At 69.8% G+C, this 16104-nt stretch carries 16 protein-coding genes and 1 tRNA gene; 7 read left to right on the top strand and 10 right to left on the bottom strand.

The annotated features are described in order from the left end of the window. The first annotated feature begins 178 nt into the window (after positions 1 to 178). The 3 genes from fsa to ACK4JY_RS11380 are packed head-to-tail and all read left to right on the top strand — an operon-like array spanning position 179 to position 2465. Positions 179 to 832, top strand: coding sequence for a fructose-6-phosphate aldolase (gene fsa / locus ACK4JY_RS11390; RefSeq protein WP_409605761.1), 654 nt, complete (start codon positions 179 to 181; stop codon positions 830 to 832). 20 nt (positions 833 to 852) lie between these two features. Beyond that, the gene (locus ACK4JY_RS11385; RefSeq protein ID WP_409605759.1) at positions 853 to 1554 is read left to right on the top strand and encodes a DUF484 family protein; all 702 of its coding nucleotides are present in this window, start codon (positions 853 to 855) and stop codon (positions 1552 to 1554) included. Continuing rightward, positions 1536 to 2465 carry a tyrosine recombinase XerC gene (locus tag ACK4JY_RS11380; RefSeq protein WP_409605758.1) on the top strand — a complete coding sequence of 310 codons (930 nt, stop codon included), beginning with the start codon at positions 1536 to 1538 and terminating at the stop codon, positions 2463 to 2465. The genes ACK4JY_RS11385 and ACK4JY_RS11380 overlap by 19 nt, the downstream gene beginning before the upstream one ends. 13 nt (positions 2466 to 2478) lie before the next feature. On the opposite strand, the gene lpdA is transcribed toward ACK4JY_RS11380, so the two are convergent. The 6 genes from lpdA to ACK4JY_RS11350 form a co-directional block, all read right to left on the bottom strand. Further along, positions 2479 to 3897, bottom strand: a complete 1419-nt coding sequence (gene lpdA / locus ACK4JY_RS11375) for a dihydrolipoyl dehydrogenase (RefSeq protein ID WP_409605756.1) — start codon at positions 3895 to 3897, stop codon at positions 2479 to 2481. 118 nt (positions 3898 to 4015) lie between these two features. Then, positions 4016 to 4498, bottom strand: coding sequence for a hypothetical protein (locus tag ACK4JY_RS11370; protein ID WP_409605754.1), 483 nt, complete (start codon positions 4496 to 4498; stop codon positions 4016 to 4018). A 65-nt stretch (positions 4499 to 4563) separates the two neighbouring features. Continuing rightward, on the bottom strand, positions 4564 to 6354 hold the full coding sequence (locus ACK4JY_RS11365; RefSeq protein WP_409605752.1) for an ATP-binding protein: 1791 nt from the start codon (positions 6352 to 6354) through the stop codon (positions 4564 to 4566). 136 nt (positions 6355 to 6490) lie between these two features. Further along, positions 6491 to 7201 carry a TMEM175 family protein gene (locus tag ACK4JY_RS11360; RefSeq protein WP_409605750.1) on the bottom strand — a complete coding sequence of 237 codons (711 nt, stop codon included), beginning with the start codon at positions 7199 to 7201 and terminating at the stop codon, positions 6491 to 6493. Between the two features lie 148 nt (positions 7202 to 7349). Further along, a tRNA-Gly gene (locus ACK4JY_RS11355) sits at positions 7350 to 7424 on the bottom strand. 129 nt (positions 7425 to 7553) lie between these two features. Continuing rightward, positions 7554 to 8336, bottom strand: a complete 783-nt coding sequence (locus ACK4JY_RS11350) for an SDR family oxidoreductase (protein WP_409605748.1) — start codon at positions 8334 to 8336, stop codon at positions 7554 to 7556. A gap of 54 nt (positions 8337 to 8390) precedes the next feature. Here ACK4JY_RS11350 and ACK4JY_RS11345 point away from each other — a divergent pair, with 54 nt between their 5' ends. Next, positions 8391 to 8801 carry a YkvA family protein gene (locus tag ACK4JY_RS11345; RefSeq protein ID WP_409605746.1) on the top strand — a complete coding sequence of 137 codons (411 nt, stop codon included), beginning with the start codon at positions 8391 to 8393 and terminating at the stop codon, positions 8799 to 8801. On the opposite strand, the gene ACK4JY_RS11340 is transcribed toward ACK4JY_RS11345, so the two are convergent. Further along, a complete protein-coding gene (locus ACK4JY_RS11340; RefSeq protein ID WP_409605744.1) occupies positions 8798 to 9799 on the bottom strand; it encodes an NADPH:quinone oxidoreductase family protein in 1002 nt (333 codons plus the stop codon). The genes ACK4JY_RS11345 and ACK4JY_RS11340 overlap by 4 nt on opposite strands. 108 nt (positions 9800 to 9907) lie before the next feature. Here ACK4JY_RS11340 and ACK4JY_RS11335 point away from each other — a divergent pair, with 108 nt between their 5' ends. Further along, positions 9908 to 10777, top strand: coding sequence for an isoaspartyl peptidase/L-asparaginase family protein (locus ACK4JY_RS11335; protein WP_409605742.1), 870 nt, complete (start codon positions 9908 to 9910; stop codon positions 10775 to 10777). 288 nt (positions 10778 to 11065) lie between these two features. Further along, the gene (locus tag ACK4JY_RS11330; RefSeq protein ID WP_409605740.1) at positions 11066 to 11596 is read left to right on the top strand and encodes a hypothetical protein; all 531 of its coding nucleotides are present in this window, start codon (positions 11066 to 11068) and stop codon (positions 11594 to 11596) included. Between the two features lie 23 nt (positions 11597 to 11619). Here the strand turns inward: ACK4JY_RS11330 and ACK4JY_RS11325 are convergent, their stop codons facing one another. Together ACK4JY_RS11325 and ACK4JY_RS11320 are read right to left on the bottom strand one after the other, a co-directional pair. Further along, positions 11620 to 12003, bottom strand: coding sequence for a hypothetical protein (locus ACK4JY_RS11325; protein ID WP_409605738.1), 384 nt, complete (start codon positions 12001 to 12003; stop codon positions 11620 to 11622). 100 nt (positions 12004 to 12103) lie between these two features. Continuing rightward, positions 12104 to 12535: a hypothetical protein gene (locus ACK4JY_RS11320; RefSeq protein ID WP_409605736.1), complete on the bottom strand. Its 432-nt coding sequence runs from the start codon at positions 12533 to 12535 to the stop codon at positions 12104 to 12106. Positions 12536 to 12646: 111 nt separating this feature from the next. Here ACK4JY_RS11320 and ACK4JY_RS11315 point away from each other — a divergent pair, with 111 nt between their 5' ends. Beyond that, complete coding sequence (locus tag ACK4JY_RS11315) at positions 12647 to 13069, top strand: hypothetical protein (protein ID WP_409605734.1); 423 nt, start codon at positions 12647 to 12649, stop codon at positions 13067 to 13069. Between the two features lie 107 nt (positions 13070 to 13176). Here the strand turns inward: ACK4JY_RS11315 and acnA are convergent, their stop codons facing one another. Beyond that, a complete protein-coding gene (gene acnA / locus ACK4JY_RS11310; protein WP_409605732.1) occupies positions 13177 to 15894 on the bottom strand; it encodes an aconitate hydratase AcnA in 2718 nt (905 codons plus the stop codon). Positions 15895 to 16104: the final 210 nt, after the last annotated feature.

Below are 16104 nucleotides of genomic sequence, written 5' to 3'. Positions count from 1 at the left end.
TCGCGGAGCGAGACGGATGGGGGGTGAGACACCCATCTGTCCGATTGGTGCCGCCGCCATCCAGTCAGCAACCGGAACCAGCCCCCCCATCCGTCTCGCTCCGCCGGCCACCTTCCCCCGCAAGGGGGGAAGGAAGACGTCTCGCCATCCGGACGAGAGATCGCTAAACCCCGTCCCCATGAAACTCTTCCTCGACACAGCCGACGTCGCCGTCATCAAGGACATGGTCCCCACCGGCATGGTGGACGGCGTCACCACCAATCCCTCGCTGATCGCCAAATCCGGTCGCAACATCGCCGAGGTCATCGCCGAGATTTGCGCCCTCGTCGAGGGCCCGATCTCCGCCGAGGCCGTGGCGACCGATTTCGAGACCATGGTCAAGGAGGGCGACAAGCTCGCCGCCATCGCCCCGAACGTCGTGGTGAAACTGCCCCTGACCTGGGACGGGCTGCGCGCCACCCGCGCCTTCAGCGACAAGGGCATCAAGACCAACGTCACCCTGTGCTTCTCGGCCGCCCAGGCCATGCTCGCCGCCAAGGCCGGCGCCACCTTCGTCTCGCCCTTCGTCGGCCGGCTGGAAGATCACGGCGCCGACGGAATCGGCCTGCTCGAGGAAATCCGCGTCCTCTATGACGTGCACGGCTTCGACACCCAGATTCTCGCCGCCAGCCTGCGCAATACGGCCCACGTCAGCGCCGCCGCCGTCGCCGGCGCCGACGCCGCGACCTTCCCGGCCGACGTTTTCAAGGCCCTGGTCAAACACCCGTTAACCGACAAGGGGCTTGATGCCTTCCTCGCCGACTGGGGCAAGACCGGCCAGTCCATTCTCTAGCCCGCCTCGAGGAGAGGTCTGTGAGCGTATCGCCTGACCTCTCCCCGGACGCCGCCGAGCCGCACTGGCCGGACATCCGCGCCTGGCTTCAGGCCCATCCGCAGACCCTGCTCGACGACCGCTCGCTGCTGGAAGAGATCGGTCTCAAGCCGCACGGCCGCAACGTCGTCGAATTCGGCCGCGCCGCCCTGACCCGTCTCGAAGCCGCCGCCGAACGCGAGGCCGACGCCCGCAAGCGCATCGAGGCCATCGCCCGCGCCAATTTCGCCGCCCAGACCCAGACCCACGTCGCCGCCCTCGACCTGATGGAGGCGCGCAACCCATCCGACCTCGCCCGCCGCCTCGACGCCGTGGCCCAGGGCCGGTTCGGCCTCGCCGGCGCCGCCATCGCCCTCGAAAAACCCGGCGCCGTGCCGTTCGGCTGGAAATCGCTTGAGGCCGGCGGCGTCGACGCCCTGCTCGGCGAGCACGGCCTGACCTGGCTGGGCCCCAATTTCGACGGCCTCAACCTGTTCGGCGCCGCCGAGACCGAGGTCCGCTCCGTCGCCCTGATCCGCATGGCCCCGGTCTTCCCCGGCGCCGAGGCCGCCGCCCGCCCGGCGATCTGCGCCTTCGGCTCGCCGGAAGCGGACGGCTTCACCCGGACCATGGGCTGCGAACTGGTCGCCTTCATCGCCCGGGTGGTCGAACGCACGGCCGAACGATGGCCCATTCTCAGCTAAGCGCAGACGAGGCGCTGGCCGCCTGGCTCGAACATCTGGCCCACGAGCGCCGCCTGTCCCCGCGCACGCTCGAGGCCTATGGCCACATCGGCCGCCAGTATCTCGCCTTCCTCCAGCGCCACCGCGGCGAGGCCCCGACCCTCGCCGATCTGGGAGCCGTCGCCCCGGCCGAACTGCGCGCCCATCTCGCCGAGCGCCGCTCCGGCGACCGCCCCCTGAACGCCCGTTCGATCAGCCAGACCCTGTCGGCGATCCGCACCTTCCACGTCTTCCTCGACCGCCGCTGCGGCGTCCCCGCCCCCCAGCTCGCCCTCGTCCGCGGCCCCCGGGTCAAGGCCTCCCTGCCCCGCCCGGTCACCGAGGACCAGGCCCGCGGCCTGATGCAGGAGTCGCAGGCCGACCCCGACGCCGAACCGTGGGAGGCCGCCCGCGACCGCGCCGTCCTGACCCTGCTCTACGGCTGTGGCCTGCGCATCTCCGAGGGCCTGTCCCTGACCCGCGCCGACGCCCCCCTGCCCGAGGCCCTGCGCATCACCGGCAAGGGCGGCAAGACCCGGCTCAGCCCCGTCCTGCCCGCCGTGCGCGACGCCGTCGACGCCTACCTTGCCCTGCAGCCCTTCCCGCTGGCCCCGGGCGACGCCCTGTTCCGCGCCCGCCGCGGCGGCCCGCTCAGCCCGCGCCACGTCCAGGCCACGGTGCAGCGGCTGCGCGGCCGGCTCGGCCTGCCGACCAGCGCCACGCCGCACGCCCTGCGCCACAGCTTCGCCACCCACCTGCTCGGAGCCGGGGCCGACCTGCGCTCGATCCAGGAACTGCTGGGCCACGCCAGCCTGTCGACGACCCAGAAATACACCGAGGTCGACGCCGCCCGCCTCCTCGACGCCTACGCCGCGGCCCATCCGAGGGCGTGACGCCGGGGCTGGATCAGGCCTGCATGGTCCAGCCATCGACGCCCATGGCCGCCTGTTTGACGGCTTCCGAGCGGGTCGGGTGCGGGTGGCAGATGCGGGCGATGTCCTCGGACGAGCCGCCGAAGGCCATGGCCACGCAGGCCTCGCCGATCATCTCGCCGGCCTGCGGACCGACGATGTGGACGCCGAGAATCCGGTCGGTCTTCGCGTCGGCCAGCACCTTGGCGAAACCCTCGGTCTCGTGGTTGATCTTGGCCCGGCTATTGGCGCTGAATGGGAATTTGCCCGACTTGTAGGCCACCCCGTCCGCCTTCAGCTGGTCCTCGGTCTGGCCGACCCAGGCCACTTCCGGAACGGTGTAGACCACGCTCGGCACCAGATTGTAGTCGACGTGCCCGGCCTTGCCGGCGATCAACTCGATCGCCGCCACGGCGTCCTCTTCCGCCTTGTGCGCCAACATCGGCCCATAGGTGACGTCGCCGATCACCCAGACCCCGTCGGCGATCCTGAAGTGATCGTTGGCGAGGAAGCCGCGCTTGTCGGTCTCGATCCCGACCGTCTCCAGCCCCAGCCCCTCGGTGTAGGGACGGCGGCCGATGGCGACCAGAACGACATCGCCCTTCAGCGTCTCGGCGGCCCCGCCGGCGGCCGGCTCCACGGTCAGTTCGACCCCGTCCTTCGTGGTCTTCGCCCCGGTGACCTTGGAGCCGAGCTTGAAGCTCATGCCCTGTTTCGTCAGGGCGCGCTGGAAGGCCTTGGCGACGTCGCTGTCCATCCCCGGGGTGATGCGGTCCAGATATTCGACCACCGTCACCTGGGCGCCCAGCCGGCGCCAGACCGAACCGAGTTCGAGGCCGATGATGCCGGCCCCGACCACGATCAGGTGCTTCGGCACGGCCGGAAGCGACAGGGCGCCGGTGGAATCGACCACCTTGCCGGCCTCGAAGGCCACGCCGGGCAGCGGCGTCGGCTCCGAGCCGGTAGCGATGACGATGTCCTTCGCCGTCAGCACCGTCTTCGAGCCGTCGGCCGCGGTGACCTCGACCTGACCCTTGCCGATGATCCGGCCGCGGCCCTTGATCCAGTCAGCCTTGTTTTTCTTGAAGAGGAATTCGATGCCCTTGGTCAGGGCCGTGACGCTGTCAGCCTTCTGGCCCATCATCTGGCCGAGGTTCAGCTTCGGCGCGCCGATCTCGATGCCGAGATGGGGGAAATCCGTTGTCGCCGTCTCGAACAGTTCCGAGGCGTGCAGCAGAGCCTTGGACGGCATGCAGCCGACGTTCAGGCAGGTGCCGCCCAGCGTCTCGCGCATCTCGATACAGGCGACCTTCAGCCCCAGCTGGCCGGCGCGAATGGCGGCGTTATAGCCGCCCGGCCCGCCCCCGATGATGACGACGTCATACGCGGTGCTGGGGGAGGCGGCTTCGGCCATGGGGTCTCTCGTTTCGATGGGCGCGGGGGGAGCGCGCGGAACCTAGCGGCGCGCCGGGGCGCGTCAACCGTTGCGCTCCATATAGGCGCTCCCGCCCGTCAGGCGAGCCCCGCCGGTCCTAGTAGGCCAGCTGTCCCGGCGTCCGCGCCCGCGGGCTGCGGCGGCTGGCGATCACGACCAGGGCGCCGAGCAGCAGCAGGGCGCCCAGCAGCCACCACAGCGGCTCAACCGGCAGGCTGGAGAGCGCCCCGGGCGCCGCCATCGTCGCCGGCCCGGAAGCCGCCGCCTCCCCGCCCTGCCGGTCCAGCGCCAGCCGCAGGCCAGCGTCGGCGAGGAAGGCGAGGAAATAGGCCGCGGCGGCTTTCGCGTTGCCAGCTCCCAGCATCAGGGCCGAGATCACATAAAGTCCGATGGCCCCGGCCCACAGCGACCAGGCCGGAAGGACGCCGAACAGTTCGCCCCCCGCCTGCGCCTCGGCCCCGGCGCGCGTGGCGGCCGCTTCCGGCCCGGCGCCTTCAATCAATGGAGACAGAAACGGCCAGGCCAGCCAACCGGCATAGGCCAGGACCGCCAGCACGACGACGAGACGCAACAGCTTCATGATCAACCCTCCCACAGGCGTTAACCATTCTACACCGTGACGCTTGCGGCGCCAGCGGCCGACGATCAGTCGACGGCGGCGGCCGGCAGGGTGATCGACACCTCCGCGCCCTGTCCGGGCTGGCTGTCGATCGACAGCACCCCGCCGGACTGGCGCGCGAAGGCATAGGCCTGCGACAGGCCAAGGCCCGCCGCCCCCTCGCGCGTGGTGAAGAAGGGCTCGATGGCGCGGGCGGCGAGGTCGCGGTCCATGCCGGGACCGCTGTCGCGGACGCTGAGGCGCAGGCCGCCCTCCATCAGGGTCTCGAGGCGGACGGCCACCGATCCCTGCCCGTCAACCGCCTCGACCGCATTGCGCGTCAGGGCCTTGACCGCCCCCTCGAACGCCACCGGATCGAGCCGCGCCGGCGCCTGGCCGGCCGGCCCCTCGATCATCAGATCAATCCCGGACCCGGCCAGGTCGCGCAGCCGGCTTTCCATGCCGCGCAGCAGCACGCCCGCGTCCATGACCCGCAGCACCGGCTCGTCGTCGCCCTGCGAGAAGGCCGCCAGCCGCCGCGTCAGCAGTTCGCCCTTCTGGCCCGCCGCCAGCGCGGCCTCGCCGATCCGCCGCACCCGGGCCGGGTCGTCGGCCTGCCTCAGCATCATGTCCAGGGCCCCGGTCATGACGCCCAGCATGGCGTTGAAATCGTGCGCCAGCCCGCCGGTCAGACGGCCGACGCTCTCCATCCGCCGCCCGCCCTGAAGCTCAAGCTCCGCTTCGGCGCGGACCTGACCGGCGGCGGCGCGGGCCGCGTCGGCCTCGGCGCGCGCGGCTGCGGCCGCAGCCAGCGCCTCGGCGGCGGCGGCGCGGGCCGCGGCCACTTCCTCGCGCAGCGCCTCGTCGGCCACCAGGTCCGGCCCGTCGGACGCGGCCGCCGGTTCTTCGACCTCGACCTCGGCGGGCGCCGGGTCGGCGCGCTCGCCGGCCAGCAGCAGGGCGTCGATCCGCCCCTCCGCATCGGTCAGCGGCAGCATCGACCAGCGGATGCCCTCGGCGGCCCCGCGCCGCGAGACGATTGCCCCGGCCTCGCCGGCGGGGCCGGCCAGGGCGGCGCGCAGGGACTGACGGCCCTCCACCCGCTCGTCCTCGTCGAGGAACAGGTCGGCGAAATCGCCCTCGGCCTCCTCCCGACCCAAAACCGCCAGCGCCGTACGGTTGGCCTCGCGCACCAGCCCGTCCGCGCCGACCACGACCAGGGCGCTGGAAGCGGCGTCGAACACCCGGCGGGTCAGGTCGTCGCCAGCCGACACAGTTTCGGCCACCACCGGCTCGGGCGTGATCAGGCCTTCGGTCTCGACGATGGCGGCGGTCGAGCCCGTGATCTGGCCCAGCTCGTTCTCGATCGGCATGGCCGTGACCGAGACCAGCATCTTGCGACGCGTGGCGGGATTGGCCAGCAGATGTTGGAAGCCCTTGACCGTCTGGCCCCTCAGGGCGCGGGCGCTGGGCAGCAGGTCGGGCGGAATCGGCCGCCCGTCCGGGAAGGTGATGCCCCAGGTGGCCGAGTGAAAGCGCAGGCCGATAAGCTCGGCGTCACGCCGCCCCAGCAGATGGTGCGCGGCGCGGTTGGCGAAGACGAATTTGCCCTGTCGGTCGGTTTCGACCAGCGGCACCGGAATGGCGTTCAGGGTCTCGAACAGCCGCTTCTGGGAATCCTCCGCGACCCTTTGCACCAGGTCCAGCTGCCCGGAGGCGTCGACATGCCGCGAACGGTTGGCGGCGGCCAGCCAAAGGCCGATCAGGCCGATGACCCAGCCGACGACCGCCAGACCGCCGAGAATCCACACCCAGTTGACCTGGCCCTCGAGAAACATGCGCCCCGACTGTCCCGTTCTGGCGCCCCGCGGCGCCGCTCGGGAGACACCCTGCAAACGGCGAACCGGACCGGCCCGGTTTCCCCGCCAGCGCGACTAGCGCGTCGGCGTCGGCGGGTCCAGCGGAGGCCGCCGATCAGCCGGCCGAAACGCCGTCCGTCTCCACCGCCGGGGCCCTGCGGTGGTCGAGGGCGGCGAGGCTCCAGATGCCCAGCGGAATGATCCAATAGGTCATCCCCGGGAGCCATGGCGCGACCGGCAGAAGAGGGCTCAGCGCCGTCAGGGATGACAGCACGCCCGCGCCGGCGGCCAGAAGCCAGGTTCGCATCCACGACCGGGCGTCGGCGCGACCCGGATCGCCGGCGCCCATGCCGGACCAGGCGTGACGAAACAGCAGGGCGTACAGCACCGACAGGATCGAAAATCCCAGCCCGTAGATCACATAGATCGAACCCAACTGGCCGAAGCTGGTGATCAGCTCGCCGCCCGGCAGCCGGCCGCCCGACATGAAATGCACCGCCGTCTCGGTCAGGAGCCGGAGCGGGAAGACGAACACCAGCACCGAGAACACCACCGCCAGGCTCAGAAGGGTGGCGGTTCCATCCCGCTTCGGTCCCAGCGCCGACCACGCCCTGTGCGCCAGCCAAAACAGGATGATCAGGGCGAACCCGGCCAGAAACGCGGGAATGCGCGTCAGGGCGCGCAACAGATCGTCATACGACCGCAGCGGCTCGCCGCCGGCGATGATCAACAACGACACGGCGAAGGCGAAGGCGGCGTCGACGAAGGCGTCCAGCCGGTTCGCCGCCCCGAAGCGCGATCTTCCCACGCTCGTCCCGTCATCCATGCCTCGACCCTCCCGCCCCGACAAACGGTGATCGATTCCGGCGGCCAGATCAACGGCCGCGCTTGTCGGCCGACGGATCAGGTGAAGGAAAGCGAGGGGCCGGAAAGCAAGAAAGCCCGGTCGCGGGGACCGGGCTTCTTGGGTCGACTGGAGCGGGCGAAGAGATTCGAACTCTCGACCCCAACCTTGGCAAGGTTGTGCTCTACCACTGAGCTACGCCCGCACTTCAGTCGGAGGCGGGCGTATAGCGGGAAGCTCCGATCTCTCGCAAGCCCCCTCGCTAAAATTACCCCCAAATCGCGCTCAAGCAGCGAGCGACCGCGTCGCGAGCGGTAGCGCCCCGCTCGGCGCGTCAGCGCGGCGCCAGGCGAATGGCGCCATCAAGCCGGATGCATTCGCCGTTGATGTAGACGTTGCGGGCCAGCTCCAGCACCAGCGAGGCGTAGTCCGCGGGGGTGCCGAGGCGGCTGGGGAAGGGGATGGCGGCGGCGAGGGCGTCCTGGATCTTCTGGTCCATGCCGGCCATCATCGGCGTCCACATGATGCCGGGCAGGATGGTGTTGCAGCGGACGCCTTCCTGGGCGAGGTCGCGGGCGACCGGCAGGGTCATGGCGTAGACCCCGCCCTTGGAAGCCGAATAGGCCGCCTGGCCGATCTGGCCGTCCTGGGCCGCCACCGAGGCGGTGTTGACGATCAGGCCGCGCTCGCCGTCGGCCATCGGCTCCAGGGTGACCATGCCGGCCGCCGACTGCGACAGGACGCGGAAGGTGCCGAACAGATTGACCCGCACGGTGCGCTCGAAGGCGGCCATGTCGTGCGCGCGGATCTCGCCGGTGTCCTTCTTGCGCGAGACGGTCTTCTGGCCGGTGGCGATGCCGGCGCAGTTGACGGTCAGCCGCTCCTGGCCGTGGGCGGCGCGGGCCTTGTCGAAGGCCGCGGCGACGCAGGCGTCGTCGGTGACGTCGACCTTGCAGAAGACCCCGCCGATTTCGGCCGCGATGCGCTCGCCGGCCTCCTCATTGAGGTCGAACAGGGCGACCTTGGCGCCGGTGGCGGCGATGGCGCGGGCGGTGCCTTCGCCGAGGCCCGAGGCCCCGCCGGTGACCACTGCGGCGATGCTGCTGTCGAGTTTCATGGCGCGAGCCCCTATCTTGTCTGAACCTGAGTTTCGGCCGGGGGTTTAACCGCCATGTCCAGCAAAGCCAATCACGCCTCCGGGCCGATCACACCCGAACAGGCGCTCGATCCGTCCCGCGCCCTCGTGCCCGCGGTCCAACGGGTCAATGAGGTGCGGGTCAGCAAGGGCTTCTGGCCCAAGATCCGGCGCACGGCCTCGAAGATTCCGTTCGCCGGTCAGGCCCTGTCGGTCTGGTTCGCCGCCCGCGACCCCGAGACGCCGACGGCGGCCAAGGGGCTGATGCTGGGCGGGCTGGCCTATTTCGTCCTGCCCATCGACGCCATTCCCGACATCTTCGCCGGCATCGGCTTCACCGACGACGCGGCGGTGATCGCCGCCCTGGTCGCCACTCTCGGCGCCAATATCCGCAAGCGCCACAAGGACCAGGCGGCGCGGGCGCTGGAGCGGTTGCGGCAGGACTAGCTCTCGACCGTCACCACCACCTTGCCCATCACCGAGCGCTCGCCCAGCGCCTTGATCGCCTCATGGGCGCGTTCCAGCGGGAAGGTCTGGCTGACGCGAGGCTTGATCTTGCCCTCGCTCCAGAAGCGGAACAGGTCGGCCATGTTGGCGGCGTGGGCGGCCGGGTCGCGCATCACCGCCGCGCCCCAGAACACGCCGATCACCGACACCGACTTGAGCAGGGTCAGGTTCAGCGGCAGGGCCGGGATGCCGGCCGGGAAGCCGACCACCAGATAGCGGCCGTTCCAGTCCATGGCCCGCAGCGCCGGCTCGCAATAGTCGCCGCCGACCGCGTCATAGACGACGTCGGCGCCGTCGCGGCCCGAGGCCAGTTTGAACTCCCCGGACAGCTCCTTCTGCGCCGCCTTGTCCATCTTGCCGGTGGGGTAGATCAGGCCGTTGTCGGCGCCCGCCTCCAGGGCGAACTGGACCTTGTCGTTGGTCGAGGCGGCGGCGATGACGTGCGCCCCCATGGCCTTGCCCAGCTCGACCGCGGCGACGCCGACCCCGCCGGCGGCGCCCAGCACCAGCAAGCTCTCGCCGGCTTTCAGCGCGGCCCGGTCCTTGAGCGCGTAGTAGGAGGTGCCGTAGGTCATCACCAGGGCGGCGGCGGTGTTGAAATCCATCTCCTCGGGGATCTTCATCACCGAGGCGGCGGGGACGGCCAGACGCTCGACCATGCCGCCCCAGCCGGGCACGGCGATGACCCGGTCGCCCTTGCGCACCGTCGTCACGCCCTCGCCGATGGCCTCGACCACGCCGGCGACCTCGCCGCCGGGCGAGAACGGCCGCTGCGGTTTGAACTGGTATTTGTCCTCGATGATCAGGGTGTCGGGGAAGTTGACGCCGACGGCGCGGACCTCGATCACCACCTCGCCCTTGCCCGGCGTCGGGTCGAGCACCTCCTCGACGACGAGGGTTTCGGGGCCGCCGGGGGCCGTGGACAGGACTGCGCGCATGAGGGGTTTTCCTGGGGAGGGGTGGCGCGCGCCGCGTGGCGCTCGCGTTCGGGGAAGGCTAAGCAGCGCCACGCCCGTTGAAAAGGGGCGATCCGGAGACGACCCCCCATGACGGCCCTCATCCTTCACGGCGGCGCGGGCGCGCGGCGCGCGCGCGACTACACCCGCGAGGTCGCGCACATGCGCGCGGTGGTCGAGGCGATGAAGGCGCGGCTGGACGCCGGGGCGTCGGCGCTGGACGTGGCTGTCGAGGCGACCGTGTTGCTGGAGGACTCCGGCCTCTATGTCGCCGGGCGCGGGGCCAGCCCCAATCTGGCCGGGGCCTATGAGCTGGACGCCAGCCTGATGGACGGCGCGACGCGCAAGGCCGGGGCGGTGGCGGCCCTGCAGGGGTTCCGCAATCCCGTGGTCGCGGCCCGCGCCGTCATGGACCACACGCCGCATGTGATGCTGGCCGGCGAGGGGGCGGCCCTTTTCGCCCACGACCGGGGGTTGGAGCCGATCGGCGACGAGGCGGCCTGGTTCACCCGCGCCGGCCAGGGCGAGGACAACCATCCGCCGGGGACGCTGAGCCACGGCACGGTCGGCTGCTGCGTGCTGGACCGCGACGGGCGGCTGGCGGCGGCGACCTCGACGGCGGGGGTGTTCGGCAAGATGCCGGGTCGGGTCGGCGACACCCCCATCCCGGGCGCCGGCAGCTGGGCCGACGGCCGGGTCGCGGTCTCGGCCACCGGCCAGGGCGAATACTTCATCCGCGTCGTGGCCTGCGCCCAGATCGGCTGGCGGGTCGAGGCGGGGCAGTCGCTGGCCGAAGCGGGCGCGGCGGTGATCGACCAGATCGGCGAGATGGGCGGCGACGGCGGCCTGATCGCCCTGGACCGCGACGGGACCATCACCGCCCCGTTCAACAGCCAGGGCATGAAGCGGGCCTGGCTGACCCCGGACGGCGAGATCGGCGTCGAGGTGTTCGGCGGCTGAGGCGGATTTTACCCGGGTATAATCCGAAAAACACCGTCCGAATCGTCCAGACCGTCCGGACCGTCCGGACCGTCCGGACGCGCCCTCCGTTCCTGTTCGCGCGCCTGTCATGCCCTCTCCCTCCCAACGAAGACGAGTCTAACCCGGCCCTGCGTCAGGATCGGACGTAGGCAGGACGGTGCCTGCATTGCCGGAGCTTACGGCGAATTAATCCGCGGCCGAACGCGGTTCATCCAGGGTTCACAGCGGGAGCGGCCTAAGCTTCACGGGAAACCACAGAGGCCTGTCATGAAGTCGTTCCTCGCCGCCGCGGCCGTCGCCGCCGTGTTCGCCGCCACCGCCTGCGCCCCGGTCATCGAGGGCGGCCCGCCGATGGACCTGCCGCCGGGGCTGCAGGAAACCGCCCAGGTCGGCTCGATCACCGTCTCCAGCGCCTGGCTGGATGCCGAGGAGGATTTCTCCGAGACCTTTTCGGAAGAGGTGCGCGAGGAGCTGACCCGTTGCATGCACGGCACGGCGCCGATCGACGTGCGCATCCATGTCGAGCGCCTGGAGCGCGCCGGGCGGGCCGAGATGCTGTTGAACGGCGAGGGGATGCACGCCCTCGGCGGCACGGTCGAGTTCGTCGATCCGGGCCGCGGCAACCTCGTCGTCGGCCGCTTCCCGATCACGGTGGCGACGACGGCGGGCGGTCGGTTCGCGGGTTTGTTCGGCGACCGCCAGGTGATGGTCTCGGAAGAGTTCGGCCGCTCCCTGTGCGACCAGGCCTTCGGGCGGAACCCGCGCGATCGCGGGCCGCACAACGCGACGCGGGGGTAGGGAGGGCGAGGGTTGCCGACACGCTAGGGGGCGCGCTGGGCGCTTCTTCTGCAAAGCAACTCGTCACGCTCGAAGCTGGCGCGATCCTCGGCCGTTGATGGGAGCCGATCAAACCAGCTACGGGCTTCGTCGCAGCGCTTCGTCACCAAGAGCCAGGCCGCCCACCGATCAATCGCAGCCGCGTCACCCGTTTCCGCGGCGAGCTCGATCCAATGTTCCGCGCGCTGTCTTGAGTCGGGCGTTCCGCCGGAGGCGAACTCGTAGTGCATCGCGAGCCTCAACAGAGCCTCCCGGTCACCGGCGCTTGCGCGCCGCTCCAGCGACGCGACCTCGGCGGCCGGGAGCACCGGCTTTGCAATAACATCCACCCCCTGGGGCCTTGGTTCGCATGCCATGAGCGCCAGCACGGCGAATACCAGCAGGAGGCCAGCTACTGAAAGTGCGCCGCCTCGGTGTCCTGTCATGTGGGCCATTTCTCGCACTACAACACCCGATCCTGTCCGGCCCTTACACGGTCTCGGTCTGCGCCAAGGCATAGGCTTCGCGCATCCGGGTCTCGCGATCCCGCACGCCGACATCGATTATGACCACATTGCTGAGCGGCACGGTCGGGTGAACGGCCGCGTGCCCGGCAAACCAGAACGTCGCTGCCAGCGGCTCGTCATCATGCCAGGTCGTCAACACGAACTGATCGTCCGACATGTCGCCGAAATCCGTCGCCGACAGATTCGCATAGTCCACGCTGTCGTCCCACGAACTGCAGCCTGTCCCCCACGCCATCATGTAGAGGCAGCCGCTTTTGACGAGCCAGTCACTGACCCGGCCCTGCCATTCCTCGGACACGGCCTGATCGAGGACCAACACGGCCTTGAACGGTCTCAAGGCATCTATCGCGGGTGGCTCCTCGCCGGGAGGCAGGTGAAGATAGGTGACGCTCATCTGCCGAGCCTATCACAGGGCGGTTTGGGCCGGTCCGTCTGTCGAGCCTGCCCCGTTGCCCACAGGGCGGAGCACAGGCAATCTTGGCCACGCGGGATGCGAGGACATGCGATGACGGCGCTCTACCGGGTCGGCGCGTACAAGCTCACCGAACTCGTTCTGGTCGGTGCGATCTGCGCCGTCCTCTCGTTCTTCCCATACCCGACCCTCTGCACCCTTGAGCACTGCGGGCCCGTCGAAACGTTTGGCGGCATGGCGCTGGGCTACGGTTTCTACAGCCTCGTGACTGGCTACCTGTTCCTCAGCGGGACCGCATTTCACCTCACCCGGGCAATGACGGTTCCCTTGCAGGGTCTGACCATGTCGGCGTTTTCCGCCGGATATGTCCTGGTCGCCGTCCAAGCGGGGCTGGCGGGTATGGGCGAGTTCCAATGGCTGGCCGCCAGCTGTGTCGGACTGGCGGCATTGGTCGCAACGATGCTGACCCGGCGGATGACGCCCGCATTTCTCGCTTCATTCTACGCTCGCGGCTGAAGCTTTCCGCAGGCGCCTCGGGCGGTCGTCTGCGGTGAGCCCCGCCCCAACAAAAAAGGGCCGGAGGATCGCTCCGCCGGCCCCTTCATCTGTTCAACCGCTGAGGCCTACTCCGCCGCGATCGCTTCCGGCCCGCGGGCGAGGTTGCGCAGGACGTAGGGCATGACCCCGCCGGCCTTGAAGTAGTCCAGCTCGGTCTGGTTATCGATGCGGCAGCGGACCGGGAAGCGGGCCATCTTGCCGTCCGAGGGACGGAACAGCTCGACCCACAGGTCCTGACGCGGGCGCAGCTTGCCGATGTTGATGTCGGTCAGGCCGCGGATCGTGACGATCTCTTCGCCCGTCAGGCCCAGACGGACCCAGCCCTCGGTCTTGAACTGCAGCGGCACCACGCCCATCCCGACCAGGTTGGAGCGGTGGATGCGCTCATAGCTCTCGGCGATGACGGCGCGGACGCCCAGCAGGCGGGTGCCCTTGGCCGCCCAGTCGCGCGACGAGCCGGTGCCGTATTCCTTGCCGGCGAAGACGACCAGCGGCCGGCCCTCGGCCTGGTAGCGCATGGCCGCGTCGTAGATCGACATCGTGTCCTGCGACGGGAAGTGTTTGGTCACCCCGCCCTCGATCTCCGGCGTGATCTTGTTGCGGATGCGGATGTTGGCGAAGGTACCGCGCATCATGACTTCATGATTCCCGCGGCGCGCGCCGTAGGAGTTGAAATCCAGCGCGTCGACGCCGTGCTCGGTCAGCCAGGCGCCGGCCGGCGAGCTCTTCTTGATCGAACCGGCCGGGCTGATGTGGTCGGTGGTGATCGAGTCGCCGAAGATGGCGAGGACGCGGGCCTCGACGATGTCGGTGACCGGAGCCGGCTCCATCGACATGCCCTCGAAATAGGGCGGGTTCTGCACATAGGTCGAGCTGTCGTCCCAGGCGTAGGTCTGGCCGCCGGCGACGTCGATGCCCTGCCAGTGCTTGTCGCCCTTGAAGACGTCGGCGTAGCGTTTGGCGAACATCGCCGGGGTGACCGACTTCTTCTGGATGGCGGCGATCTCGGCCGAGGTCGGCCAGACGTCCTTGAGGAAGACGTCCTTGCCCTTCTTGTCCTGACCGATCGGATCCTTCGAGATGTCGATCCGCATCGAGCCGGCCAGGGCATAGGCGACGACCAGCGGCGGCGAGGCCAGGTAGTTGGCCTGGACGTCGGGGTTCACCCGGCCTTCAAAGTTGCGGTTGCCGGACAGCACCGAGGTGGCGACCAGGCCGTTGTCGTTGATCGCCTTCGAGATCGCCGGATCCAGCGGGCCCGAGTTGCCGATGCAGGTGGTGCAGCCGTAGCCGACGAGGTTGAAGCCCATGGCGTCGAGGTCGGCCTGCAGGCCGGCGGCGGTCAGATAGTCGGTGACCACCTGCGAGCCGGGGGCCAGCGAGGTCTTGACCCACGGCTTGACGGTCATACCGAGTTTGCGGGCCTTGCGCGCCACCAGGCCGGCGGCGATCAGCACCGACGGGTTGGAGGTGTTGGTGCAGGAGGTGATGGCGGCGATGACGACGTCGCCGTCGCCGAGGTCGAACTTCTCGCCCTCGACGGCGACGCGGGCGGCGTCGGCCGGGCGGTTGAACACCTCGCCGAGCGCCGTTTCGAACGACGGGGCGGCGACGGTCAGCTCGACCTTGTCCTGCGGACGCTTGGGACCGGCCAGCGACGGCACGACCGTGCCCATGTCCAGCTCGAGGATGTCGGTGAAGACCGGGTCTTCCGAGCTCTCGTCGATCCACAGGCCCTGGGCCTTGGCATAGGCTTCGACGAGGGCGACGCGGGCCTTGTCGCGGCCGGTGGCGGTCAGATAGCCGATGGTCGCCGCCGAGACGGGGAAGAAGCCGCAGGTCGCGCCGTATTCCGGGGCCATGTTGGCGATGGTGGCCTGGTCCTCGATGGTCAGGCTGATGACGCCGGGGCCGAAGAACTCGACGAACTTGCCGACCACGCCCTTGCGACGCAGCATCTGGGTGACGGTCAGCACCAGGTCGGTGGCGGTGGCGCCTTCCGGCAGGGCGCCGGTCAGGCGGAAGCCGATGACCTCGGGGATCAGCATCGGGATCGGCTGGCCCAGCATGGCCGCCTCGGCCTCGATGCCGCCGACGCCCCAGCCCAGAACGGCCAGGCCGTTGATCATGGTGGTGTGGCTGTCGGTGCCGACGACGGTGTCGGGATAGGCCAGGGTGGCCTTGCCCTCGGGCGCGGTCCAGACGGTCTGGGCCAGGTTCTCGAGGTTGACCTGGTGGCAGATGCCGGTGCCGGGGGGCACGACGCGGAAATTGTTGAACGAGGTCGAACCCCAGCGGAGGAATTTATAGCGCTCGATGTTGCGCTCATACTCGCGCTCGACGTTCTGCTCGAAGGCGCCCGGGGTGCCGAAATGGTCGACCATGACCGAGTGGTCGATGACGAGGTCGACGGGGTTGAGCGGATTGATCCTGGCCGGATCGGCGCCCAGGGCGCCCATGGCGTCGCGCATGGCGGCCAGGTCGACCACGGCGGGAACGCCGGTGAAGTCCTGCATCAGCACGCGGGCCGGGCGGAAGGCGATCTCGTGCTCGACCGAGCCCTTGTTGTCGACCCAGGCGGCGACGGCGCGCAGGTCGGCCTCGGTGACCGAGACGCCGTCCTCGTTGCGCAGCAGGTTCTCCAGCAGCACCTTCATCGAGCGCGGCAGGCGGGAAATCCCGGCCAGACCGGCTTCCTCGGCGGCCGGAAGGCTGTAATAGGCGTATTTCTTGCGCCCGACGGAAAGGTCCTGACGGGTCTTGAAGCTGTCGTTCGACGGCATGGAGAGGCTTCCTCTGGTCAACGCCGCCCGACAATCCGGTTGCACGATCGCGCGGTCGACGGCGGGGCGCACAGGTCCCCGACGCGCGCGGCGAACGCCTGCTGCGGCGTGCCGGGATATAGCGAGGGTTGTCCGCTGCGTCCATGTATCCACGTCGGGCGTGGGGTCATTGAGAACGACTATCAATCCGGATCGCGCTTCCTTCCCCCC

It is taken from the genome of Brevundimonas sp., assembly GCF_046295595.1.
Taxonomy (GTDB): domain Bacteria; phylum Pseudomonadota; class Alphaproteobacteria; order Caulobacterales; family Caulobacteraceae; genus Brevundimonas.
This window is presented reverse-complemented; position numbering and strand designations above follow the sequence as displayed.